Source organism: Streptomyces sp. NPDC085931 (assembly GCF_044540565.1).
GTDB lineage: Bacteria > Actinomycetota > Actinomycetes > Streptomycetales > Streptomycetaceae > Streptomyces.
This window is the reverse complement of sequence record NZ_JBITSK010000010.1, coordinates 25,584-50,128: the sequence shown is the minus strand read 5'-3', so window position 1 is coordinate 50,128 and position 24,545 is coordinate 25,584. Positions and strand designations below refer to the sequence as shown.

Genomic DNA, 24,545 nt, shown 5'->3' with positions numbered 1-24,545 from the left:
CAGCAAGGCATAAGGCCTGCTCACAGGCAATCCGCGCACACCACGAAGGCCGGAAGGCAGGAGACCGCACCGCAGATGACGGAACGACCCGCGCAGCGCACCCCCAACCGACAGCTCGCCGCGCTCATCGCAGAAGCGGGGTTCTCCAACGCGGGACTCGCCCGTCGCGTGGACCAGCTCGGTCTCGAACACGGGCTCGACCTCAGATACGACAAGACCTCCGTCACCCGGTGGCTGCGCGGCCAGCAGCCCCGGGGGACCACGCCCGCACTGATCGCCGAGGTCTTCACCCGGCGCCTGGGCCGCCGCCTCACCGCCCAGGACCTCGGCCTGGACGCCTGCGCCCCCGTCTACGCGGGCCTGGAGTTCGCCGCCACCCCCGAGGAGGCCGTCGACATCGTCAGCGGGCTGTGGCGCAAGGACTCCGGCAGCCACGCCGAGCTGCGGAAGATCGCCTTCACCCCGGCCGGGCTCGTCGTGCCCAGCCGGGACTGGCTGATCGGCCGGGCCGACGAGAAGGTGGCCCGGGGCGAGCCGACCGCCGCGCGCATCCCGGCCCAGGGCCGCCCCGCCGCCCGCTTCCCGGCCACGGCCGAGCAGGGCGTGCCCGTCCTGCCCCGCCAGCGCGGCCAGGCCGAGCGCGGACCCGGCCAGCGGGTCACCGCCGGCGACATCGCCGCGCTGCGCTCGGTCGGCGAGCTGTTCCGCACCCTCGACGACGCCTACGGCGGCGGCCACGCCCGCCAGGCCCTCGTGCGCTACCTGGAGCACGAGTGCGAGCCCATGCTGCGCGGCACCTACGGCGAGCAGACCGGCCGCCGCCTGTTCGCCGCCGCCGCCGACCTGACCCGGCTGGCCGGCTGGACCTCGTACGACATCGCCGCGCACGGGCTGGCACAGCGCTACTTCGTGCAGGCGCTGCGGCTGGCCCAGGCCGCCGGCGACCGGGCGTACGGGGCGTACGTGCTGGTCACCATGAGCCGGCAGGCCGTCTACCTCGGGCACGGGCGCGAGGCCGTCCAGCTGGCCCGCGTGGCCCAGCAGGGCGTCGGCACCTCGGGCCCGCCCGTCGTCCAGGCCCTGCTGCACGCCTCCGAGGCGCGCGGGCACGGGGTGCTCGGCGAGGTCCGGGCCTGCACCGCCGCCCTGGTCCGCGCCGAGCGCGCCCTGGAGACGGCCCGGCCGGGGGACGACGTGCCGCACTGGGCGAAGTTCTTCGACGAGGCCCAGCTCGCCGACGAGTTCGGCCACTGCCACCGCGACCTGCAGCAGTTCCGCGCCGCCGCCCAGCACGCGGAACGCTCCCTGCAACTGCGGGCCCCGTCCTACGCCCGCAGCCGCCTGTTCTGCCGTGTCGTCCTCGCCACCGCCCGGCTGGGCCTCGGCGAACTCGACCAGGCCTGCCAGCTGGCGGCCGAGGCGGCGGGCCAGGCGGCGGAGATGCGCTCGGTCAGGGCGGTGGAGTACGTGCGGGACTTCGAGCGGCGGCTGGAGCCGTACAAGGACGCGGCGCCCGTGCGGACCTACCGCGACAAGGTGGCGGCCCTGGGGTGAGGTGGCCCGGGGGCGGGGGGCGGTGCCGACGTGCGGCCCCCGCCGCGCCCCCGGTGCACCCGCAACCCGGCGAGGCGCCTACGCGGCCCTCGGCACCGTCGGCAGCGGATCGGCGGCATGCATCGACCGCCCCGCGCCCAGATCCGCCAGGATCGCCGCGGAAGCCCGGTGACCGCTGTGCAGGGCGCCCTGCACGGTACTGGTGTCGCGGTGGTCCCCGCACACGTACAGCCCCGCCAGCAACCGCACCGGCCGCCGCAGATCATGCGGCGGCCGCATCGCCGGCACGGCCTCGGCCGTCCGGAACACGGCCAGCGTCTCCCAGCGGGCCGTCGACACCCCGTACAGCCGCGCCAGGTGCATCCGCACGGCCGTGTCGATGTCCCCCGGCGGCCGCCCGAGCACGGTCGACGACACCAGCGCCCGCCCCGCCGGAGCCCGGGACGGATCGACCTGGCTGACCACCGCCGTGTGCGCGACCGGGCCGCCCAGGTCCGCGTCGAGCAGCAGGGCGGAACCCGTCCCCGGCGGCTCGTCCGTCGTGTGGTGCACCACCGTCACCGGGTGGAACTCCGGCACCCGCAACCCGGGCAGCAGCCCCGCCGCGGCCCGCGCGCCCGTGGCCACCAGCACCGCCCGGCACCGGATCACGCCGTGCTCCGCCGTGGTCACCGAGGTCGTCGAGACGGAGGTGACCCGCACGCCCGTGTGCACCGTGCCCGCCGGCAGCATCCCCGCCAGCCGCTCCGGCAGTGCCTCGGCGCCGCCCTCCGGCAGGCACAGCCGGCCGCTCGCGAAGGCGCGCAGCGCGAGGTCCGCGCACCGGCTGGACGTCGTCAGGTCCGGGTCGCACAGCAGGGCGGCGAGCAGCGGGCGCAGGAAGCCGTCGATCGTCCGGGCGGGCAGCCCGCGCGCCGCCAGGGCCTCACCCGCGGGCAACTCCGGGCGGGCCAGCAGTCGTTCGGCCGGGGTGCCCGCCAGCCGGGTCAGCGCGGCCCCCAGCCGGGCCTGGTCCACGGCCGTGCCCAGCGGGGCGCCGGAGCGGCTCCGGGGCACCGAGACCTGCCGGCCGGGCACGGCCGCCGGCCTCCGGGGCGACCTGGGGGGCCTCGGCGCGGAGGGCGAGCGGGGCGCGCCCGCCAGCGCGCGCACCGCGTGCAGTGCGCCCCGTGCGCCCCCGGTGCCCGGCTGGACGCCCGCCCGGTGGTGGCGGCCGTCACCGTGCAGCAGGACACCGGGCGCGAAGGGCCGCAGGGCCAGCCCGCCGAGACCGGGTGTCAGTCGTAGTTCCGGATACGCGGTGGACAGCAACTGGCCGACCCGGTCGAGCCGGAAGCCGTCGATCTTCTCCGTCGCCATGCGGCCGCCGACCCCGTGGGCGGCCTCCAGGACCATGGTCGTCACTCCTGCGCTGGTCAGCCGGTGCGCGGCCGAGAGTCCGGCGACCCCGGCCCCCACGACGACCACGTCCGCCTGGTACGCGGGCTCAAGCACGTGCCCCTCCTCGAGGTTGCGCGGGCGCTGGAGACGTCATGCCCTCAACAGGCCGCAGGGATACGCGAGTTCTGGTCGAGGGTAGGGCCGTGATCGGTCAGCGGGAGTCGCGCATCGGCAGGGCACGGTCGCACGGCGGTCGCATACGGACGCCGGGTGGGCGTGAAGGGGCCGCAGGGGTCACAGAGCCGCCCGGATCGCCCCCTCGATGTCCGGGAACGCGAACCGGAAACCCGACTCCAGCAGCCGCTTCGGCACCACCCGGGCGCTGCCGAGGACGTCCCCGGCCATCTCGCCGAGCACCGACCGCAGCACGGGCGCGGGCACGGCGAACGGCGTCGGCCGGTGCAGCACCCGCCCCATCGCCGCCGTGATCTCACGGTTGGTCAGCGGGTTCGGGGCGGTCAGGTTGAACGGCCCCGACAGGCCGTCGGTGTCGATCAGATGCCGGATCGCGGCGACCTCGTCGTGCAGCGCGACGAACGACCAGTACTGCCGCCCGTCGCCCAGCCGCCCGCCCAGACCCGCCCGGAAGAGCGGGAACAGCCGCCCCCACGCCCCGCCGTGGCGGGACACCACGAGACCGGTCCGGGTGAACACCGTGCGGACACCGGCCTGCCGCGCCGGGTCCGCCGCCGCCTCCCACTCCACGCACAGCTCGGGCAGGAAACCCGTCCCGGGCGGCGCGTCCTCGTCCACCACCCGGTCGCCCGTCTCGCCGTAGTAGCCGATGGCGCTGCCGTTGACCAGCACTCGCGGCCGGTCCCCGTCGTCCAGTGCGGCGACCGCCCGGGCGAGCGCCGCCGTGCCGTTCACCCGGCTGTCGCGGACGCGGCGCTTGTAGGCGTCCGTCCAGCGGCGGTCGCCGACCCCGGCCCCCGCCAGATTGACCACCGCGTGGCACCCGGCGAGCCCGGCCGCGTCCGCGCGCCCGCCCTCCGGGTCCCACCGGACCTCGTCCTCCGTGCGCGGCGTACGGCGCACGAGGCGCACCACGTGGTGCCCGTCCGCGGTCAGGGACCGCACGAGGGCGCTGCCGATGAGACCGGAGGCGCCGGTCACCGCGATGCGTCGCATGGCTCAATCTTGCCCGCCCGCGGGAGAAAACCCCCGCCGGGGCGGCGCGCGCCCGACGTAACGTGCCCCCATGCCCACTCCGCACATACGCCCCGCGCGCCCCGAGGACGACGACGCCCTGGGACGGCTCGACCGCGCCACCTGGTCCCCGCTGCACGCCGTCCAGCCCCGGCCCGAACCCCCGTACGGCCCCTTCTTCAGCGAGCGGGACCCGAGGGCGCAGTGCCTCGTCGCCGAACTCGACGGGACCCTCGCCGGCTACCTCCGGCTGGGCACGGCGACGCCGCTGGCCTGCAACGCCCACGTCCGGATGATCCGCGGGCTGGCCGTCGCCGAGGAGGCCCGCGGGCACGGCGTCGCCCGGGCCCTGCTGCGGGCGGCGGCGGAGGAGGCCCGGCGGCAGGGCGCGCGGCGCCTGACCCTGCGCGTGCTGGCCCACAACACGCCCGCGCGCACGCTCTACGCGTCCGAGGGGTTCGCCGTGGAGGGCGTCCTGCCCGAGGAGTTCTTCCTCGACGGCGCGTACGTCGACGACGTGTTCATGGGCCGCTTCCTCTGAGCCGGGCGACAGCCCGCTACGACGCCGCCGGCTCGCCCGTGTCCACCGGCGCCGTCGCGCCGGCCGCCCGCTCGGCGTCCGGGGCCACCTCGTCCGCCGTCAGCACGTACCCCGTCTCGGCGTCCGAGGTGGAACGGGCGAAGACCACGCCGAACACCCGGCCGTCCGTGGTGAGCAGCGGTCCGCCCGAGTTGCCCGGGCGGACCGTGGAGCGGATCGAGTAGATCTCGCGCACGGCCGTGCCGTCGTTGTAGATGTTCTGGCCCGTGGCCCGCACCCGGTTGGCGACCGTCGCCGCCTGGAGGTTCAGGTCGCCGTCCTCCGGATAGCCCGCGACGACCGCCGAATCGCCGCGCTCGGCGTCGTCGTCGAACCTGAGCACCGGCGCCTTCAGACCCGGCACGTAGAGCACGGCCACGTCCTTGTGCGGGTCGAAGGACACCACCCGCGCCTCGTACGTCCGCCCGACCCCGCCGATCTGCACGGTCGGCTCGTCGATCCCCGCCACCACATGGGCGTTGGTCATCACGCGCTCGCGCGCGAACACGAAGCCGCTGCCCTCGCGGCCCTGCGTGCCCGCGACGCCCTCGACCTTCACCGTGCTGCGCCGGGCGGCGTCCGTCGCGGCCGCCGTGACGCTGTCGCCCGAGGGCCGGGCGACCTCGGCCGTCGACTCGTTCTCGAACGGGTTGAAGACCTGCGGGAAACCGGCCTGGGTCAGCGCGGAGGTGGCCTCCGAGAACCAGGCCGGAGTCGTCTCCGGCATCGTCCGCTGCACCGCGCCGAGCAGCCGCGAGTCCCGGATCGCCGACGTGACCAGCGGCGACGAGGAGGCGCCCAGGACGCTGGCGACCACCCACGCCACGATCAGCACGGCGACCGCGTTGGCCACGGCCCCGCCGATCCCGTCCGCCACCCTGAGCGGCCCCCGGTCCAGCTCCCGCCGCAGCCGCAGCGCCAGGCGCCCCGCCAGCTCGTGGCCCACCACCGCCGGCAGCAGCACCGTGAACACCGCCGTCACCGTCGCCCGGGTCGTCCCCGGCTCCACCAGGTCCATGACCCACGGCAGGATCCACACGCCGACGACCGCGCCGCCCACGAAGCCCGCCAGCGACACGCAGCCGGCCACCAGCCCGCGCCGGTACCCGGACGCCGCGTAGGCCAGGACGACCAGCAACAGCAGGATGTCGAGCAGGTCCACGCAACGCCGCCTTTCTCTCGGAACCCTTCAGTACGTGGGGGAAGGGCCCGGTGATCAGTCACCCGCGCGGATGAGCGGAACCGGCCCGCGCGCGTGCACTCGGAAAAACGTCGCGGACCGTGACGATGGTTCCACCGGGTGGCACAGCACACATCGCGGACGGACCGGATCGGGCCGACAGTGGGACCATGCGTGTCTACCGAGGGCGGCGGGGTGCGCGGGGGCGCCGCGCCGCCGGGACACCCGGCACGGCCGGTGTGCCCCGCGCGGCCCGGGTCGCGCTCGGCTGCCTGCCGGGGACCGCCGCCGCCGTCGCGCTGGTGCTGTGCGCCCACGGCGTCGAGAACGCCGCCGAGACCCCCGCCCGCGCCGCCCCGGCCCGCTCCGCCGCCACGCCGTACGCCGCCCCCCGGCCGCCCATCGTGCCGCGCTCGCACTGGCTGGGCGACGCCGCCCGCGACCAGCCCCGCCCCCGCTACGACGACCGGGTCGCCGCCGTCTTCGTCCACCACACCGACTCGCCCAACGGCTACGACTGCGCCGACGCGCCCCGCATCATCCGGGCCCTCTACACCGGCCAGACCGGCAGCCGCGACTGGGACGACATCGGCTACAACTTCGTCGTCGACCGCTGCGGCACGATCTACGAGGGCCGCGCCGGGGGCGTCGAGCGGGCCGTCACCGGCGCCCACACCCAGGGCTTCAACCACCGCACCACCGGCATCGCCGCCCTCGGCACCTTCACCGCCGGCCTGCCCGTGCCCCGGGCCGTGATCCGCTCCATCGCCGCGCTGTCCGCCTGGAAGCTGGGCCTGACCGGCACCGACCCGAGGGCCGACGTCCGCCTGGTCTCCAGCAACGGCCTGAGCCGGTACGCGGCCGGCACCACCGCCGAACTGCCCGCCCTGGCCGGGCACAACGACGGCTACATGACCAGCTGCCCGGGCGCCGCCCTGCACGCCCGCCTGCCCGAGATCCGGCAGCTCGCGGCCCGGCTCCAGGGCCGGCCCGCCGAGGCACGGCAGGACGGCGGCGAACGCGCGGCGCCGTCGCTCCCGGGCCCCCTGCCGCCGTCCCCGGGCGGTGCTCCGCGCGGTCGCGGCGGTCGTGCCGCACCCGCGGCCGATCAGCCCCTGAAGCGCTCCCACAACCGCGGATAGCGCTCGGCGAGCAGCTGCTCGTCCTCGAAGTCCAGGGGGGTGCCCTCCGGTTCCGCCGGGGCGGGCGGGATCTCCAGATCGGGGGCGACCACGCCGGTGAGCTGCTCGTAGGCCTCGTCGGCCGCGTAGCCCAGCTCCTCGCCGTCGCCGTCGATCTCCTCGTCGAAGTCGCCGAGCAGGTCGGCCAGCGCGTCCGGGTCGTGCAGGGCGCCCTCGAAGACCTCCCGGCCCTGGCCGATCAGCCAGCACCGGAAGAAGTCGAAGGCGTCGTCGCTGGCCCCGTCCAGCAGCACCCAGGCGGCGCCCCACAGGTCCCAGCGGTAGGCGCGGTTGTAGCGGGACTCGAAGTGCCGGGCGAAGTCCAGGACGGAGTCCGGGTCCCGCTGGGCGAGCCGTTCCACGAGCAGGTCCGCCTGCTCCTCCGGGTCGCCCTCGGCGGCCTCGCGGGCGTCGTCCACCAGCTCCCAGAACTCCGTCTCGTCCATCACGGGTCAAGCATCGGCCCTGGGGCACAGGGGCGCACCCGGAGTGCGCGGGATCGTTATGCGCCGCCGGTGGGCCGGTAGAGGCGGGCCAGCCGCGCCGCGTCCGCCGCGAACCGCTCCCGCAGGCCCTCCGGGGCCAGAACCTCCACCTCCGGGCCCAGCGCCGTCAGCTGGGTGTGGGCGACCTCCTCGGACTCCACCGGCAGGTCCACCGTCACCCACCCGTCGCCGTCCGGCGCGTCCGCCCCGGCCAGCGCCTCCCGGGCCGACAGCGAGTCCAGCGCGTACGGCAGCCTGCGCACCCCCTCGGGGGACAGGCGCACCAGGACCCGCGCCCGCAGGATGGACCGCGCGAACTGCTCCGCCCGCTCCTCCCAGAACGCGGGCAGGTCGAACTCCGGCTCCCGCTCGAAGCGCTCCGCGCCCGGCTCCACCGCCGTGAACCGGTCGATCCGGTACACCCGGAAGGACGCGCCCCCGGCCACCCGCGCGCACAGGTACCAGACGCCCGCCTTCAGCACGAGCCCGTACGGCTCCAGCTCCCGCGAGACCTCCTCCTCGCCGCGCCGGTACCGCGCGCTGATCCGCCGGTCGTCCCACACCGCGTCCGCGACCGCCGGCAGCAGCGCGGGCGTCCTCGGCTCCGTGAACCAGTTCGGCGCGTCCAGGTGGAAGCGCTGCGCCGCCGTCCGGGAGGCGTCCCTGAGGGAGGGCAGCAGCGCCGCCGACACCTTCAGCCGGGCCGCCGAGGCCGCGTCCTCCAGCCCCATCTCGCGCAGCGCGCCCGGCACCCCGGACAGGAACAGCGCCTCGGCCTCGCCCCGGTGCAGCCCGGTCAGCCGCGTGCGGTACCCGCCGACGAGCCGGTAGCCGCCCGCCCGGCCCCGGTCCGCGTAGACGGGCACGCCCGCCTCCGACAGCGCCTGCGCGTCCCGTGTCACCGTCCGCTCCGACACCTCCAGCTCCCGGGCGAGCTCGGCGGCCGTCATGGAGGGCCGGGACTGGAGCAGCAACACCATCTTGATCAGCCGGGCAGCGCGCATGGCCACATCATGCAGCAGGCCCCCGCCGGGGCGGGGGCCTGCCGTTCAACGGTCCGTGCTCGGGGGAGGACTCACAGACCGTACTTCTCGCGGGCTTCCTTCACGGACGCCGCCTCGACCTCGCCGCGCCTGGCGAGCTGGGCCAGGGCCGCGACGACGATGGACTCGGCGTCGACCCCGAAGTGGCGGCGGGCCGCCTCACGGGTGTCCGACAGGCCGAAGCCGTCGGCGCCCAGCGAGGACCAGTCCTGCTCGACCCACTGCGCGATCTGGTCCGGGACCTGGCGCATGTAGTCGGAGACCGCCAGCACCGGGCCCTCGGCGCCCTGCAGCGCCTGCCGGACGAACGGGATCCGCTCCTCGCCGCGCAAGCCGGCCGCGTCCGCCTCCAGGGCGTCCCGGCGCAGCTCGCTCCAGGACGTCGCCGACCACACGTCGGCCGCCACGCCCCACTCCTCGGCCAGCAGCCGCTGCGCCTTGAGCGCCCAGTGGATCGCCGTGCCGGAGCCGAGCAGCTGGATCCGCGGGGCGTTCGCCGGCACGGTCACACCCGCCGACTCCGCCGTGTTGAAGCGGTACAGGCCCTTGACGATGCCCTCGTCGATCCCGGGCACGGACGGCTTCGCGGGCTGCGGCAGCGGCTCGTTGTAGACGGTCAGGTAGTAGAAGACGTCCTGGTCCTCGCCCGGGGCGGCCTCGCCGTACATCCGGCGCAGACCCTCCTTGACGATGGCCGCTACCTCGTAGGCGAACGCCGGGTCGTACGTCAGGGCCGCCGGGTTGGTCGCGGCGATGACGGGGGAGTGGCCGTCGGCGTGCTGCAGGCCCTCACCGGTCAGGGTGGTGCGGCCGGCCGTGGCGCCGACCAGGAAGCCGCGGCCGAGCTGGTCGCCGAGCTGCCACATCTGGTCGGCCGTGCGCTGCCAGCCGAACATCGAGTAGAAGATGTAGAACGGGATCATCGCCTCGCCGTGCGTCGCGTACGACGTCGAAGCGGCGATGAAGTCGGCCATCGAACCGGCCTCGGTGATCCCCTCGTTGAGGATCTGGCCGTTCTTGGCCTCCTTGTAGTACATCAGCTGGTCGCGGTCGACCGGCTCGTACGTCTGGCCCTTGGGCGAGTAGATGCCGAGCGACGGGAACAGCGACTCCATGCCGAAGGTGCGGGCCTCGTCGGGGACGATCGGCACCCAGCGCTTGCCCGTCTCCTTGTCGCGGACCAGGTCCTTGACCAGGCGGACGAACGCCATGGTGGTGGCCACGTTCTGCGAGCCGGAGCCCTTGTCGAAGGAGGCGAACGCCTTCTCGGCCGGGGCGGGCAGCGGGGCGACCGGGTGGACGCGCCGGGCCGGGGCCGGACCGCCGAGGGCGGCACGCCGCTCCTGGAGGTAGCGGACCTCGGGGGAGTCGGCGCCCGGGTGGCCGTAGGGGACCACGCCGTCGACGAAGTCGCTGTCCTTGATCGGCAGGCCGAGCAGGTCGCGCATGGCCTTGAACTCGTCCACCGAGAGCTTCTTCATCTGGTGGTTGGCGTTCTTCGACGCGAAGCCCTCGCCGAGGGTGTGGCCCTTGACCGTCTGGGCCAGGATCACGGTCGGCGCGCCCTTGTGCTCGACGGCGGCCTTGTACGCGGCGTACACCTTGCGCGCCTCGTGACCACCGCGCGAGAGGTGGAAGCACTCCAGGATCTTGTCGTCGCTCAGCAGCTTCGCCATCTCCGCCAGCGCCGGGTCGGCGCCGAAGAAGTCCTGGCGGATGTAGGCCGCGTCGCGCGTCTGGTACGTCTGGATCTGCGCGTCCGGTACCTGGCGCAGGCGGCGTACGAGCGCGCCCGTGGTGTCGAGCCGGAACAGCTCGTCCCAGGCCGTGCCCCACAGCGTCTTGATCACGTTCCAGCCGGCGCCGCGGAACTGGGCCTCCAGCTCCTGCACGATCTTGAAGTTGGCGCGGACCGGGCCGTCCAGGCGCTGCAGGTTGCAGTTGATGACGAACGTGAGGTTGTCCAGCTCCTCACGGGCCGCCAGCGCCAGGGCCGCCGTCGACTCGGGCTCGTCCATCTCGCCGTCGCCGAGGAACGCCCACACGTGCGAGGCGGAGGTGTCCTTGATGCCGCGGTTGGTCAGGTAGCGGTTGAAGCGCGCCTGGTAGATGGCCGACAGCGGGCCGAGGCCCATGGAGACCGTCGGGAACTCCCACAGCCAGGGCAGGCGGCGCGGGTGCGGGTAGGAGGGCAGGCCGTTGCCGCCCGCCTCGCGGCGGAAGTTGTCGAGCTGCTGCTCGCTGAGCCGGCCGTCGAGGAACGCGCGGGCGTAGATGCCGGGGGAGGCGTGGCCCTGGATGTAGAGCTGGTCGCCGGAGCCGTCGGCCTCTTTGCCCTTGAAGAAGTGGTTGAAGCCCGTCTCGTAGAGCCAGGCGGCGGAGGCGAAGGTGGCGATGTGGCCGCCCACGCCGTACTTGCTGCCCCGGGTCACCATCGCGGCCGCGTTCCAGCGGTTCCACGCGGTGATCCGCTGCTCCATCTCCTCGTCACCGGGCACGTCCGGCTCGGCGGCGGTGGGGATGGTGTTGACGTAATCGGTCTCGAGGAGCTTCGGCAGCGCGATGCCGGCGCCCTCGGCACGCTCCAGCGTGCGGCGCATCAGGTACGCGGCACGGTGCGGCCCGGCTGCCTTGGCGACCGCGTCCAGGGAGGCCTGCCATTCGGCGGTCTCCTCCGGGTCCCGGTCGGGGAGCTGGTCGAGCTCGCTGGCCTGGATGGCGTTGGGGTCGGTCATGTCGCCGCCTTCCTCAGTCGAAGGGGGTTCCCTCACGTAAGGGGATCGGGGGTGCCCTTGGTCTTTGGCAGGACAGGGCTGGGGCTCGGGTGGCAAGCCCGTCGGCGACTGTAACTCCCTGATCGATGATCGATCAAAGGGTTGAGGGATAAAACCTCTTGATCACGAGAAAGTCGGCACGCGGTGCCTCCGCCGGTGGCACGCGGTGACGGGTTTCGGTGTGGTTGTCGCAGGTCGGAGGCGTTTGAGCGGGACCGCGCTCGGGTGTCACGCCCGGGGCGCGCAACCCAGTACGTGCGCTTTGACGAGTTCCGCGATCCGGGGGTCACGGCGCTTGAAGGCCGCGACCAGTTCCTCGTGCTCCTCCGCGTACGACTGCTGCCGCGTGCCCAGCCAGCGGATGGACAGGGCGGTGAACACCTCGATGCCCAGGCCCTCCCAGGTGTGCAGCAGGACCGAGTTGCCGGCGGCGCGGACCAGCTCCCGGTGGAAGGCGACGGTGTGCCGGACCTGGGCCGTGCCGTCGGAGACGCGGTCGGCCTCGTACAGGGCGCTGACGTGCGGTTCCAGGGCCGAGCAGTCCTCGGCGAGGGCAGGGGCGGCCAGTTCGGCGGCGATGGCCTCCAGACCGGCCCGGACCGGGTAGCTCTCCTCCAGGTCGGCGGCCGTCAGGTTCCGCACGCGCACGCCCTTGTTCGGGGCCGACTCGATCAGGCGCAGCGACTCCAGCTCGCGCAGGGCCTCGCGGACCGGGGTCTGGCTGACCTCCAGCTCCGTCGCGATCCGCCGCTCCACGATCCGCTCGCCCGGCTGCCAGCGCCCGCTGATGATCCCTTCCAGGATGTGCTCGCGGATCTGTTCGCGCAGCGAGTGGATGACGGGCGCGGTCATGAGGGCTCCTCGGTCGGGATCGACGCTTAGACAATACGGCCGGTTCGCTCCGCGGGTGGGGCCGACGTGGGGGCTGTCGCGCAGGTGAGACGAGGCGCACACGGTGTGTGTGGCGCGGGGGAGCCCGGGCCGCTGCGCGCGTGGGCGGCTGCCGGTCGTCCGGTGGCTCGTCGCGCCCCGCGGCGGAGCCGCACATGTCACGGCCCCGCGCCCCTCGGGTACGACGGTGCCCCGCCCGGAAGATCCGAACGGGGCACCGAACAGCCGTACCGGCGAGGGAGGTCAGAGACCGAGCTCGACCTCGAACTCGCCGGCCTCCAGGATCGCCTTGACCGCCGTCAGGTAGCGGGCGGCGTCCGCGCCGTCCACCAGGCGGTGGTCGTAGGACAGGGTCAGGTACGTCATGTCCCGGACGCCGATGACCGGGCCGTCCTCGGTGTCGATCACGGCGGGGCGCTTGACCGTGGCGCCGATGCCGAGGATCGCGACCTGGCCCGGCGGCACGATGATCGTGTCGAAGAGCGCGCCGCGCGAGCCGGTGTTGGAGATGGTGAAGGTCGCGCCGGACAGCTCGTCCGGGGTGATCTTGCTGGCCCGGACCTTGCCCGCGAGCTCGGCCGTGGCCTTGGCGATGCCGGCCAGGTTGAGGTCGCCGGCGTTCTTGATGACCGGAGTCATCAGGCCCTTCTCGGAGTCCACCGCGATACCGATGTTCTCGGTGTCGAAGTAGGTGATGGTCCCCTCGGCCTCGTTGATCCGGGCGTTGATCGGCGCGTGCGCCTTCAGCGCCTGGGCCGCGGCCTTGACGAAGAACGGCATCGGCGAGAGCTTGACGCCCTCACGGGCCGCGAACGCGTCCTTGGCCCGGGCGCGCAGCTTCATCAGGCGCGTGACGTCGACCTCGACGACCGAGGACAGCTGCGCCTGCTCGTGCAGGGCCTTGACCATGTTGTCGCCGATGACCTTGCGGATCCGCGGCATCTTCACGGTCTGGCCGCGCAGCGGGGAGGCCTCCAGGGTGGGGGCCTTCTTCGCGGCGGCCGGGGCGGCCTGGGCGGCCGGTGCCGGGGCAGCGGCGGCGGCCTTGGCGGCCTCCGCGGCGGCGACGACGTCCTGCTTGCGGATACGGCCGCCGACGCCCGTGCCCTTGACGGTGGACAGGTCGACACCCTGCTCGGCGGCGAGCTTGCGCACCAGCGGGGTGACGTAGGCGCCGTCGTCGGCGGGCTTGGCGGCGGCCGGCGCGGCCGGGGCCTGGGCCGGAGCCGGGGCGGGCGCGGGAGCGGACGGGACCGGCTCGGGGGCCGGGGTGGTCTGCTGCTGCGGGGCCGGAGCCGACGGGGCCTGCGGGGCCGGGGCGGGCTGCGCCGGAGCCGGAGCCTCGGCCTGGGCCGGAGCCGGGGTGGGCTCGGGCTGGGCCGGGGCGGCCGGGGCCTCCTGCGCGGGGGCGGCGGCCGGAGCGGCACCCGCCTCGCCGATGACGGCGAGCTTGGCGCCGACCTCGGCGGTCTCGTCCTCGCCCACCACGATCTCCAGCAGCGTGCCGGAGGCCGGGGCGGGGATCTCGGTGTCGACCTTGTCCGTCGACACCTCCAGCAGCGGCTCGTCGGCCTCGACCGTGTCGCCGACCGACTTCAGCCAGCGGGTGACGGTGCCCTCGGTGACGGACTCGCCGAGCGCGGGCAGGACGACGTCCGTGCCCTGGGCGGAGCCGCCGCCGGCCGCGGCGTCGGCGGTCGGGGCGGGCGCCGGGGCGGCCTGCTCGGTGGAGGGCGCGGCCGCGGCCGGCTCCGGGGCGGGCTCGGCGACCTGCTCGGCCTGCGGGGCCTGCTCGGCGGCCGGGGCCTCCTGGGCCGCGGGGGCGCCGGAGCCGTCGTCGATCAGCGCCAGCTCGGCACCGACCTCGACGGTCTCGTCCTCGGCGACCTTGATGGAGGACAGCACGCCGGAGGCGGGGGAGGGGATCTCGGTGTCGACCTTGTCGGTGGAGACCTCGAGCAGCGGCTCGTCGGCCTCGACGCGCTCACCCTCGGCCTTCAGCCAGCGGGTGACGGTGCCCTCGGTGACGCTCTCGCCGAGCGCCGGAAGGGTTACGGAAACCGCCATGGTTTCGGTTGCTCCTTACGGAAAGTGCGGAAGTCTGTCGTCGCGTTCGTCGACCGAGGGGGTCAGTCGTGCGCGTGGAGGGGCTTGCCGGCCAGGGCCAGGTGGGCCTCGCCGAGCGCCTCGTTCTGCGTCGGGTGGGCGTGGATCAGCTGCGCGACCTCGGCGGGCAGCGCCTCCCAGTTGTAGATCAGCTGGGCTTCGCCGACCTGCTCGCCCATGCGGTCGCCGACCATGTGGACGCCGACCACGGCACCGTCCTTGACCTGGACGAGCTTGATCTCGCCCGCGGTGTTCAGGATCTTGCTCCTGCCGTTGCCCGCGAGGTTGTACTTCAGAGCGACGACCTTGTCCGCGCCGTAGATCTCCTTGGCCTTGGCCTCGGTGATGCCGACGGAGGCGACCTCGGGGTGGCAGTACGTCACCCGCGGGACACCGTCGTAGTCGATCGGGACGGTCTTCAGACCGGCCAGACGCTCCGCCACCAGGATGCCCTCGGCGAAGCCGACGTGCGCGAGCTGGAGGGTCGGGACCAGGTCACCGACGGCGGAGATGGTCGGCACGTTCGTGCGCATGTACTCGTCGACCAGGACGTAGCCGCGGTCCATGGCGACGCCCTGCTCCTCGTAGCCCAGGCCCTGCGAGACCGGGCCGCGGCCGATGGCGACCAGCAGGATCTCGGCCTCGAACGTCTTGCCGTCGGCGAGGGTGACCTTGACGCCGTCCTGGGTGTACTCGGCCTTCTCGAAGAAGGTGCCCAGGTTGAACTTGATGCCGCGCTTGCGGAAGGCGCGCTCCAGCAGCTTCGAGCTGTTCTCGTCCTCGACCGGGACGAGGTGCTTCAGGCCCTCGACGATCGTGACGTCGGTACCGAAGGACTTCCACGCGGAGGCGAACTCGACGCCGATGACACCGCCGCCCAGGATGATCGCGGACTTCGGCACGCGGTCCAGGACGAGGGCGTGGTCGGAGGAGATGATCCGGTCGCCGTCGATGTTCAGGCCCGGCAGCGACTTCGGCACGGAGCCGGTCGCGAGCAGGACGTGGCGGCCCTCCACGCGGCGGCCGTTCACGTCGACGGAGGTGGGGGAGGACAGCCGGCCCTCACCCTCGATGTAGGTCACCTTGCGGGAGGCGACCAGGCCCTGCAGGCCCTTGTACAGGCCGGCGATCACGCCGTCCTTGTACTTGTGGACGCCCGCGATGTCGATGCCCTCGAAGCTGGCCTTCACACCGAACTGCTCGCTCTCGCGGGCCTGGTCGGCGATCTCGCCCGCGTGCAGCAGGGCCTTGGTGGGGATGCAGCCCCGGTGCAGGCAGGTGCCGCCGACCTTGTCCTTCTCGATCAGGGCGACGTCCAGGCCCAGCTGCGCCCCGCGCAGGGCCGCGGCGTAACCACCGCTGCCACCGCCGAGGATCACTAGGTCGAAAACGGTGCTGGCGTCGTTCGCCACGTCACGTCCTCCATGCATGTGCGCCGTGAGCCGGTCTTCACTGACCGGCAGGCGGCTGGTGTCCGGCCGCTCGTTCTTCGGCCCTTCGGTGGGGCCCTGTCCTGCCGAGCCCCATCTTCGCACTTGTCAGCACACAAGGAGACGCCGGGCTGCGGTGTGAGACGCCCCACGTTCACATGAGCCGCCCCGGAAGGGGCGCGGGGAACCGCGCGAGCGGCCCCCACGCCCCCGCACTCGCCGCACCACCGGCGAGACCGGGCTCTCAGGCGAGGGTCAGCCCAGCTCGCCCGCGGCCGTCAGCTCCGCCAGCCGCACCAGCGTGCGCACGCCGCTGCCCGTGCCGCCCTTCGGCGTGTACCCGAACGGCCCGCCCTCGTTGTACGCCGGACCCGCGATGTCCAGGTGGGCCCAGGTGATGCCCTCGCCCACGAACTCGCGCAGGAACAGACCGGCGACCAGGCCGCCGCCCATCCGCTCGCCCATGTTCGCGATGTCGGCCGTCGGCGAGTCCATCCCCTTGCGCAGGTGCTCCGGCAGCGGCATCGGCCACGCCGGCTCGCCGACCTCCTCGGCCACCTCGTGCAGCGCCGTGCGGAACGCGTCGTCGTTGCCCATGATCCCGAAGGTCCGGTTGCCGAGCGCCAGCACCATCGCGCCGGTCAGCGTCGCCACGTCCACGATCGCGTCGGGCTTCTCCTGCGACGCGGCCCACAGCGCGTCCGCCAGGACCAGCCGGCCCTCGGCGTCGGTGTTGAGCACCTCCACCGTCTTGCCGCTGTACATCCGCAGCACGTCACCCGGACGGGTCGCCGAGCCCGACGGCATGTTCTCGGCCAGGGCCAGCCAGCCGGTGACGTTGACCTCCAGGCCGAGCCGCGCGGCGGCGACGACCGCGGCGAACACCGCGGCCGCGCCGCTCATGTCGCACTTCATCGTCTCGTTGTGGCCGGCCGGCTTCAGCGAGATGCCGCCCGAGTCGTACGTGATGCCCTTGCCGACGAAGGCGAGGTGCTTCTTCGCCTTGGACGAGGTGTACGACAGCTTCACCAGGCGCGGTCCGGCGGCCGAGCCGGCCCCGACCCCGAGGATGCCGCCGTAGCCGCCCTTGACCAGGGCCTTCTCGTCGAGCACCTGCACCTTGATGCCGTGCTCCTTGGCCGCGGCCTGGGCGATCGCGGCGAACGCCTCGGGGTTGAGGTCGTTCGGCGGGGTGTTGACCAGGTCGCGGGCGCGGTTGAGCTCCTCCGCGACGGCGACGGCGCGCTCGACCGCGGCCTTGTACGCCTTGTCGCGAGGCTTGCCGCCCAGCAGGGTGACCTCGGCGAGCGGGGCCTTGCCGTTCTTCGCCCTGGGGTCCTTGCCGTTCTCCTTGTACGCGTCGAAGGAGTACGCGCCGAGCAGCGCGCCCTCCCCGATCGCGCCGGCGTCGGCGGCGTCGGTCACCGGCAGGGCGAAGGCGGCCTTCTTGGCGCCGGACAGGGTGCGGGCCGCGATGCCGGCGGCCTTGCGCAGCGCCTCGGCGTCGTAGCCGGCGTCCTGCTCGGGCACCGGGCCCAGGCCCACCGCCAGCACGAGCGGTGCCTTGAAGCCGGACGGCGCCGGCAGCTTCGTCACCTCGCCCTCGGCACCGGAGGCGCCGAGCGTCTCCAGGACGCCGGCGAGCCTGCCGTCGTACGCCTTGTCCACGGCCTCGGCGCCCGGTGCGACGACCGGCCCCTTGGCTCCCTTGGCGACACCGATCACGATCGCGTCGGCCCGCAGACCGGGCGCCGCGGCGGTGCTGAGAGTGAGAGCAGTCACGGTGGTGAAATCTCGCTTCCGATGTGAAGTTGCGATGGTCGAACGGTGTGGGTCGACCGGGCCCGACAGCCGACCCTATGCGGACCTCGGGGAGCAGGTCGCACGGGGCCTTCCCGGTGCGGCGAACACTCGACGACGAGACTACGCGCGTGGCCCCGTTCGCTCATTCCTGCGGTCGTTCACCTGTCGGTGGCGTAGTGGCCATTTCTTGATCCCTCACACCGGTGAACTGGGTCACACTCGTCGGGTTCCGGTGAGCGCCCTGCTCACCGCGTTGCGCGATCCCCGCGGTCCCTGCTCCCGACGACGCAGGAGGACCCCGGGGGATCTTCTGGGGGAGGGACCATGGCGCTGCGTGCGCGCAGATGGAGAAACACGGCCGCCGGGGTGACGGCGGCGGGCATGGTCGTGGCGGGGGCGGTGGCCCCGGGGGCGGCGGCCGCGGAGGCCCCGCGCATCGACCTGCGGGTGCTGGTGGTCGACAACGGCGACAGCTCCGTCGGGGCCGTCATCGCCCAGCTGGAGAGCACGGGCGTCCCGTACACGACGGTCGACCTGAACGACGGCGGCCGACCGGCGATCACCGAGTCGTTCCTGAGCGACACGGCCGGCGGCCGGCCCCGTGCCAAGTACCAGGGCGTCGTCCTGCCGAACGAGGCCCCGTTCGGCGCCGGCTCCGCCGAGCAGGCCGCGCTGGAGACCTACGAGCGGACCTTCGGCATCCCGCAGGTGGACGCCTACACCTGGGCCCACCCGGGGGTCGGGCTCGACTACACGAGCGAGGGCGGCTGGGCCGGGGCCCTCGACGGGCGCGAGGCGTCCGTCACCGCGGCCGGGAAGGCGGGCTGGTTCGGCTACCTGGACGGCGCGTTCCGCTTCGAGGACAACGCGCCCGGCGTGCAGGAGAGCTACGGCTACGTCGCCCGGCCCCGGGCCGGGTACACCAGCTACGTCGACCTGCCCGTGCCCGGCGGCACCGGCCGGGGCAGCCTCGTCGGCGAGTACGCGCACGACGGCCGCCGCGAACTCGTCGTCACCTTCGCCTACAACGGCAACCAGCAGCAGTTCCGGTTGCTGGCCCGGGGCATCGTCGAGTGGCTCACCCAGGGCGTGCACCTGGGCCGCACGCGCAATTCCTTCGCGGTCCACGTCGACGACGTCTTCGCCCCGGACAGCCGCTGGGACACCGCCCGCAACTGCACCCCGGGCGACTTCGACTGCGCGGGCGGCGAGGGCGAGGGCACCACCCCGATCCGCATGACCGCCGACGACGCCGCCTACGCCGCCCAGTGGCAGCGCGCGCACGGCTTCACCATGGACCTGGTCTTCAACGCCGGCTCCGGCGAGGAGTGGAAGACCCAGCACGGCGGCACCGACGCCCTCACCGACCGGCTCCTCGCCGACAAGGCGCAGTACCGGTGGGTCAACCACACCTGGACGCACCCCTTCCTGGGCTGCGTCCAGGACACCTCCACCGTGCCGTGGAGCTGCGCCGAGAACGCCGACGGCTCGACGAAGTACCTGAGCCGCGCCGAGATCGCCGCGCAGATCCGCGACAACCACGCCTGGGCCGTGAACAAAGGGCTCCCCGTCGACCGCGCCGAACTGGTCACCGGCGAGCACTCGGGCCTGCGGACGCTGCCCCAGCAGCCGGACGACAACCCCCACCTGGCCGGTGCCCTCGCCGACACCGGCGTCAGGTGGATCGCCTCGGACAACTCCCGCGAGCCCCGGCAGCGCTCCGTCGGCCGGGCGCTGACCGTGCCGCGCCACCCGATGAACGTGTACTACAACGTGGGCACGGCGGCCGAGATGGCCGACGAGTACAACTGGGTCTACACCGCCCGGGCCGACGGCGGCAGCGGCGTCTGCGAGGACAACCCCGTCTCGACGTGCCTGGACGAGCCGCTCGACCCGGCCACCGGCTACGCCGAGCACATCGTCCCGCAGGAGGTGCGCACCGCCCTCGGCCACGTCCTGGCGGGCGACCCCCGGCCGCACTACGCGCACCAGTCCAACCTGGCCGAGGACCGGCTGCTCTACCCGGTCATGGAGCAGGTGCTCGACGGCTACCGGGCGCTGTTCGCCGACAACACCCCGCTGGAGAACCCCCGGCACAGCGCCATCGGCACCGAGGTGCAGCGCCGCGCCGCCTGGCGCGACGCCCTGGCCGGCGACCGCGTCACGGCGTACCGGATCGGCGGCACCGTCACCGTCACCGCCCCCTCCGGCACCCAGATCCCGGTGACCGTCCCGGAGGGCACCAGGAAGCAACTCGCCCTGGGCACGACCGCGTTCGGCACCCCGTACGCGGGAGCCCGCTCGGCCTGGACGACCCCGGCCGCGCTCCAGTCGGCCCTCACCTTGAAGCTGCCCTAGAGGGGCGCGGGGAACCGCGCGACCGGACACGAGGGGCCCGCACCCGGGATCCGGCAGCAGTTCCCCGCCCGCCATCCGCATCCAGGGGGAAACACCGCATGAGGCGAACAGGCCGTCATGTCACCATGCTCACGGAAGGCACCTACCCGCACGTCCACGGCGGCGTCAGCACCTGGTGCGACCAGCTCGTCAAGGGCATGCCGGAGGTCGACTTCCACCTCGTCTCGCTCACCGGCAGCGGGCGCGAACCCGTCACCTGGGAGCTGCCGCCCAACGTCCGCGCCCACACCCCGGTCCCCACCTGGGGCCCGCGCCCCGGCCGCGCCCGGCCCCCGTACGGCAGGGCCCGCCGCCGCTTCACGGAGACCTACGAGCGTTTCCTGCTCTCCTTCCTCGACCCCGGCTCGCACGCCGACTTCGGCGAGTCCCTGCACGAACTGGCCGAACCGGCCCGGGACGGGTACCTGGCGGCGGCCCTGCGCACCGAGTGGGCGCTGCGGTCGCTGATGTGGATCTGGACCATGCCGCATCTGCCGACGGCCGCGCCCCGCCCCACCGTGCACGACGCGCTCACCGCGACCGACCTGCTGGAGCACGCCCTGCGCCCGCTCGGCGTCCGCATCCCCGAGGACTCCGTCGCGCACGCCGTGAGCAGCGGCCTGGCGACCCTGCCCGCGCTCGCCGCCCGCCACCTGGACGGCGTGCCGTTCCTCCTCACCGAACACGGCATCTACCTGCGCGAGCGCTACCTCGGCCACCGCGGCGACACCCGGCGCTGGCCGGTGAAGGCCTTCATGCTCGGCTTCTACCGCGAGCTCAACTCGCACGGCTACCGGGCCGCCGACCTGATCACCCCCTGCAACCGGTACAACCGGCGCTGGGAGGAGCGCGGCGGCGCCGACGCCGACCGGATCCGCACGGTCTACAACGGCGTCGACCCGGCCGCCTTCCCGCACGCCGGTCCCGAGCCCGAGGTCCCGACCCTGTCCTGGTGCGGCCGGATCGACCCGATCAAGGACCTGGAGACCCTGATCCGCGCCTACGCGCTGGTGCGCGCCGAGATCCCGGCGACCAGGCTGCGGCTGTTCGGCCCGGTCCCGCCCGGCGGCGAGGCCTACCGCACCCGCCTGGAGAAACTCGCCGCCGAGCTGGGGGTGAGCGACGGACTCACCTTCGAGGGCCGGATCAGCGAGGTCTGGCGGGCCTACGCGGCCGGGCACCTCGTCATGCTGTCGTCGATCTCGGAGGGCTTCCCGTTCTCCGTCATCGAGGCCATGTCGTGCGGCCGTACGACGGTCTCCACGGACGTCGGCGGTGTGCGCGAGGCGGTGGGCGACACGGGCCTGGTGGTGCCCCCGCGCGAGCCGGAGAAGCTGGCCGCCGCCGCGCTGACCCTGCTCAGGGACGACGAACGGCGCCTGGAACTGGGCGCGTTGTCGCGCCAGCGCGTCATCGACCGGTTCACGCTGCGCCGTTCGGTGGACGCCTTCCGCACCATCTACAAGGAACTGGCGGGTGAGGACGAGGTGTACGAGCCGGCGCTGGAGACCGTCGCCGACTGGACGCTGGAGCTGCGCGACCCCTGGTACGCGGCCGTCGCGACGGACGGAGCGGACTGGTGAGCGGCGGCGTCCGGATGCCCCCGGGCTCCCGCCCGGGCACCGTCCCCGGTGTCCCCCGGCAGCGCACCCCGAGCTGGGCCCGTCCCGACCCGGTCGACGAACTCGCCGGCCGGCTGGAGGACTTCGCGGCCGCCGCCGTCCACCCGGACGAGATAGCCGCCCTGCTGGAGTCCGACGGCCTCTCCGACGACCGGATACGCGAGCGGTACGGGGTGAAGGACTCCTTCGCCCTCGCCGAGACCCTCTACGCACGCGTCGGGCGCCGCTACCCCGAGCCCGAGGGCCCCGCCCCCGACCCCTGGCGGATCGGCCTGCTCGGCTGCCTGCTGCGCGGCGTCGTCTTCGCCCTGCCCGGACTCGCCCACGTCCTCGGGGCGCCCCTGTTCACCGGCCCGGGCCGGCTCGGGCTGCCCGCCGGCACGGTCCCGCTGCTGGCCGCCGCCCTGTGCGGCTGGGCCTGGAACCAGGGCCTCGCCCACCGCGCGTACACCTGGCTGGGCCTGGGCGACCGGACGGCCGCCCGGCGGGCCCTGCTGCGGGGCGCCCCGGCGGGCGCGCTGCTCGGCGCCCTGGTCGCCCTGGTGTGCGCGGGCGCCGCCGCCCCGGCCGTCGTCGCCTTCGCCGCCGGGCAGTCCTGCTACCTGGCCGCGGCGACCGTCCTGCTGGTGATGGGCCGCGAACGGCACCTGCTCGCCGCCCTCGCGCCGATGGCGGCGGGCGCCCTGCTGTCCCTGGTCCACCCACTGCCCGGGGCCGCGGCCTGCACCCTGCTGCTGGGCTCCCTGGCCGCGGTCGCGGTGCTTGGCCTGCGCGAGGTGGCACCCGCCCTGAAGGACACGGGCGGCTGGACCGCCGGCCTCGTCGCCCTGCTCCCGTTCGGCGCGCCCGGCGCCGTCCCCGCGCCCGGCCGCCCCGGCGGCCCGCGGCTCACCGGCTCCCTGCCGTACGCCCTGTTCGGGCTGGGCACCGGAGTCCTCGTGCTGTACGCGGCGCTCGGCGACGTCCTCGCCGGCGGGACCGGCAGCGCCGTCGCCGCGCCGGCGGCCGTGGCGCTCACCCTCAGCATGGGCCCCGCCGAGTGGCTGCTGTACCGCTTCCGCAGCGCCGGCCTGGCCGGGCTGCGCTCCAGCGGCACCGCACGGGAGTTCCGGCGCACGGCGGTCCGCGCCGTCGCCGGGTGCCTGGCCGCCTACCTCGCCGCGCTCCTCACCCTGGGCCTCGCCACCGCCGCCCTGTGGCCGCACGCCCCGCTGCCGGGCGGGGTGCGGACCGGTGGGCTGCTCCTGCTGGGCGTCGTCCTGTGGACGGCACTGCTCCTGCAGTCGTTCGGCGCGGTGACCGGCGCGGCGGCGGTGTGCTGCGCGGCCGCCCTCGCCCAGACCCTGCTGCTGGTCACCGGCGCCGGCGACCCGCACGGGGCGGGCGTCGTGGTGTCCGGCACGGCGGCCGCCGTGCAGCTCGTCCTGGCGTGCGCCCTGCTCGGAAGGGCGACCGCCCACCGATGAGCACGCTGCTGGTCCCGTACTACGAGCACCCCGCCGTCCGCCCCGCCGAGTGGGACGCGATCGTCGCGGCCGCGCCCCGCCTGAACGGGGTGGTCCTCAACCCGGCCGACGGCCCCGGCGACCGCCCCGACCCGGCCTTCGCCGAGGTCGCAGGCCGGCTGCGGGCCGCCGGGGGAGCACGGATCCTCGGGTACGCCGACACCGGCTACGGCCGCCGCGCCGCCACCGACGTCGTCCGCGACCTCGCCCGGCACCGCGACTGGTACGGCACCGACGGCGCCTTCCTCGACCAAGTGCCGTCCGGACCGGCCCAGTTCGCGCACTACCGGCGGCTCGCCGACGCGGCCCGCGCCGTCGGCTGCCGCACCCTCGTCCTCAACCACGGCACGGCAGCGCACCCCTGCTACGCTCACGTCGCCGACCTCCTGGTCACCTTCGAGGGCCCCTGGGAGGCGTACCTGGCACCGCTCCCGCAGCCGTGGCCCACCGGCCCGGACGCACCCCAGTGCCACCTGCTCTACGGCGTGCCGCCGGGCGCCGACCCGGCCGGCCTCGCCCGGGCGCGGGGTGCGGCGGTGTACTGCGCGGTACCCGGGACCGGCGATCATCCTTGGGGCACCCTGCCCCACAGCCTGGAGACCACCTCGTGAGACGCCCCCTGCCGCCCCTGCTGTCGCTGCCCCTGCTGTCACTGCTCCTGCTGCTCGCCGCCTGCACCCGGGCCCCCGACGACAAGCCCGGCCCCCGCTGGCAGCCCCGCCCCGGCACGGCCTGGCAGTGGCAGCTCAGCGGGCGCCTGGACACCTCCGTCGACGTGCCGGTCTACGACATCGACGGCTTCGACCACTCCGCCGACACGGTCGCCGCACTGCACGACGACGGCCGCAAGGTCATCTGCTACCTGTCCACGGGCGCCTGGGAGGAGTTCCGCCCGGACGCGGAGAAGTTCCCCGAGGCCGTCCTCGGCCGGGGCAACGGCTGGCGGGGCGAGCGCTGGCTCGACATCCGCCGCACCGACGTCCTGGAACCGCTCATGGCGGCCCGTATCGACATGTGCCGCGACAAGGGCTTCGACGCCGTCGAGCCCGACGACATGGACGGCTACCGCAACGACACCGGCTTCCCCCTCACGGCCGCCGACCAGCTGCGCTACAACCGCCTCGTCGCCCGCCTCGCCCACGACCGGGGCCTGGCCGTCGGGCTGAAGAACGACCTCGACCAGATCCCGGAACTCGTCGGCGACTTCGACTTCGCGGTCAACGAGCAGTGCGCCCAGTACGGCGAGTGCGGGGCCCTGACGCCGTTCATCCGCGCGGGCAAGGCGGTCTTCCACGTCGAGTACGAGGTGCCCACCGGGCGGTTCTGCGCCGAGTCCCGCCGCCTGAAGCTGAGTTCGCTGCTCAAGAAGTACGAACTGGGGGCGTGGCGGCGGGCGTGCTGAGCC

The 24,545-nt window shown here is 74.2% G+C and carries 18 protein-coding genes; 8 read left to right on the top strand and 10 right to left on the bottom strand.

Annotation, left to right across the window (positions count from 1 at the left end; genetic code table 11):
* The first annotated feature begins 75 nt into the window (after window positions 1-75).
* Entirely contained in the window at window positions 76-1,554 is a 1,479-nt protein-coding gene (locus ACIGAN_RS21990; RefSeq protein WP_365086650.1) for a regulator, read from the top strand.
* A gap of 78 nt (window positions 1,555-1,632) precedes the next feature.
* Here the strand turns inward: ACIGAN_RS21990 and ACIGAN_RS21985 are convergent, their stop codons facing one another.
* Both ACIGAN_RS21985 and ACIGAN_RS21980 read right to left on the bottom strand, forming a co-directional pair.
* The gene (locus ACIGAN_RS21985; RefSeq protein WP_399859746.1) at window positions 1,633-3,048 is read right to left on the bottom strand and encodes an NAD(P)/FAD-dependent oxidoreductase; all 1,416 of its coding nucleotides are present in this window, start codon (window positions 3,046-3,048) and stop codon (window positions 1,633-1,635) included.
* A gap of 180 nt (window positions 3,049-3,228) precedes the next feature.
* The gene (locus tag ACIGAN_RS21980; RefSeq protein ID WP_399859743.1) at window positions 3,229-4,125 is read right to left on the bottom strand and encodes a TIGR01777 family oxidoreductase; all 897 of its coding nucleotides are present in this window, start codon (window positions 4,123-4,125) and stop codon (window positions 3,229-3,231) included.
* Window positions 4,126-4,195: 70 nt separating this feature from the next.
* Between ACIGAN_RS21980 and ACIGAN_RS21975 the strand changes: the two genes are divergently transcribed.
* Entirely contained in the window at window positions 4,196-4,684 is a 489-nt protein-coding gene (locus ACIGAN_RS21975; RefSeq protein WP_365086641.1) for a GNAT family N-acetyltransferase, read from the top strand.
* 16 nt (window positions 4,685-4,700) lie between these two features.
* On the opposite strand, the gene ACIGAN_RS21970 is transcribed toward ACIGAN_RS21975, so the two are convergent.
* A complete protein-coding gene (locus ACIGAN_RS21970; protein WP_365737892.1) occupies window positions 4,701-5,885 on the bottom strand; it encodes a MarP family serine protease in 1,185 nt (394 codons plus the stop codon).
* A gap of 125 nt (window positions 5,886-6,010) precedes the next feature.
* Here ACIGAN_RS21970 and ACIGAN_RS21965 point away from each other — a divergent pair, with 125 nt between their 5' ends.
* Window positions 6,011-7,045 (top strand): peptidoglycan recognition protein family protein, encoded by a 1,035-nt coding sequence (locus tag ACIGAN_RS21965; RefSeq protein ID WP_365737894.1) that lies wholly within the window; start codon window positions 6,011-6,013, stop codon window positions 7,043-7,045.
* Here ACIGAN_RS21965 and ACIGAN_RS21960 read toward each other — a convergent pair.
* The 7 genes from ACIGAN_RS21960 to ACIGAN_RS21930 form a co-directional block, all read right to left on the bottom strand.
* Window positions 7,012-7,530 (bottom strand): DUF4240 domain-containing protein, encoded by a 519-nt coding sequence (locus ACIGAN_RS21960; RefSeq protein ID WP_365087072.1) that lies wholly within the window; start codon window positions 7,528-7,530, stop codon window positions 7,012-7,014. The genes ACIGAN_RS21965 and ACIGAN_RS21960 overlap by 34 nt on opposite strands.
* A gap of 56 nt (window positions 7,531-7,586) precedes the next feature.
* The gene (locus ACIGAN_RS21955) at window positions 7,587-8,573 is read right to left on the bottom strand and encodes a helix-turn-helix transcriptional regulator (protein WP_399859741.1); all 987 of its coding nucleotides are present in this window, start codon (window positions 8,571-8,573) and stop codon (window positions 7,587-7,589) included.
* Window positions 8,574-8,644: 71 nt separating this feature from the next.
* Window positions 8,645-11,347 carry a pyruvate dehydrogenase (acetyl-transferring), homodimeric type gene (gene aceE, locus ACIGAN_RS21950; RefSeq protein ID WP_399859738.1) on the bottom strand — a complete coding sequence of 901 codons (2,703 nt, stop codon included), beginning with the start codon at window positions 11,345-11,347 and terminating at the stop codon, window positions 8,645-8,647.
* Between the two features lie 267 nt (window positions 11,348-11,614).
* Window positions 11,615-12,238 carry a GntR family transcriptional regulator gene (locus ACIGAN_RS21945; protein WP_365086626.1) on the bottom strand — a complete coding sequence of 208 codons (624 nt, stop codon included), beginning with the start codon at window positions 12,236-12,238 and terminating at the stop codon, window positions 11,615-11,617.
* A gap of 282 nt (window positions 12,239-12,520) precedes the next feature.
* On the bottom strand, window positions 12,521-14,344 hold the full coding sequence (gene sucB, locus ACIGAN_RS21940; protein ID WP_399859736.1) for a 2-oxoglutarate dehydrogenase, E2 component, dihydrolipoamide succinyltransferase: 1,824 nt from the start codon (window positions 14,342-14,344) through the stop codon (window positions 12,521-12,523).
* A 62-nt stretch (window positions 14,345-14,406) separates the two neighbouring features.
* On the bottom strand, window positions 14,407-15,795 hold the full coding sequence (gene lpdA, locus ACIGAN_RS21935; protein ID WP_365086620.1) for a dihydrolipoyl dehydrogenase: 1,389 nt from the start codon (window positions 15,793-15,795) through the stop codon (window positions 14,407-14,409).
* A gap of 273 nt (window positions 15,796-16,068) precedes the next feature.
* The gene (locus ACIGAN_RS21930) at window positions 16,069-17,595 is read right to left on the bottom strand and encodes a leucyl aminopeptidase (RefSeq protein WP_365737903.1); all 1,527 of its coding nucleotides are present in this window, start codon (window positions 17,593-17,595) and stop codon (window positions 16,069-16,071) included.
* 345 nt (window positions 17,596-17,940) lie between these two features.
* On the opposite strand from ACIGAN_RS21930, the gene ACIGAN_RS21925 reads away from it, so the two are divergent.
* From ACIGAN_RS21925 to ACIGAN_RS21905, 5 genes are all read left to right on the top strand, one after another.
* Window positions 17,941-19,974, top strand: a complete 2,034-nt coding sequence (locus ACIGAN_RS21925; RefSeq protein WP_399859732.1) for a hypothetical protein — start codon at window positions 17,941-17,943, stop codon at window positions 19,972-19,974.
* 98 nt (window positions 19,975-20,072) lie between these two features.
* Window positions 20,073-21,596, top strand: a complete 1,524-nt coding sequence (gene pelF / locus ACIGAN_RS21920) for a GT4 family glycosyltransferase PelF (protein WP_399859730.1) — start codon at window positions 20,073-20,075, stop codon at window positions 21,594-21,596.
* The gene (locus ACIGAN_RS21915) at window positions 21,593-23,101 is read left to right on the top strand and encodes a hypothetical protein (RefSeq protein ID WP_399859728.1); all 1,509 of its coding nucleotides are present in this window, start codon (window positions 21,593-21,595) and stop codon (window positions 23,099-23,101) included. The genes pelF and ACIGAN_RS21915 overlap by 4 nt, the downstream gene beginning before the upstream one ends.
* A complete protein-coding gene (locus ACIGAN_RS21910; RefSeq protein WP_399859726.1) occupies window positions 23,098-23,751 on the top strand; it encodes a spherulation-specific family 4 protein in 654 nt (217 codons plus the stop codon). Before ACIGAN_RS21915 ends, ACIGAN_RS21910 begins: the two co-directional genes overlap by 4 nt.
* Entirely contained in the window at window positions 23,748-24,542 is a 795-nt protein-coding gene (locus ACIGAN_RS21905) for an endo alpha-1,4 polygalactosaminidase (RefSeq protein ID WP_399859724.1), read from the top strand. Before ACIGAN_RS21910 ends, ACIGAN_RS21905 begins: the two co-directional genes overlap by 4 nt.
* Window positions 24,543-24,545: the final 3 nt, after the last annotated feature.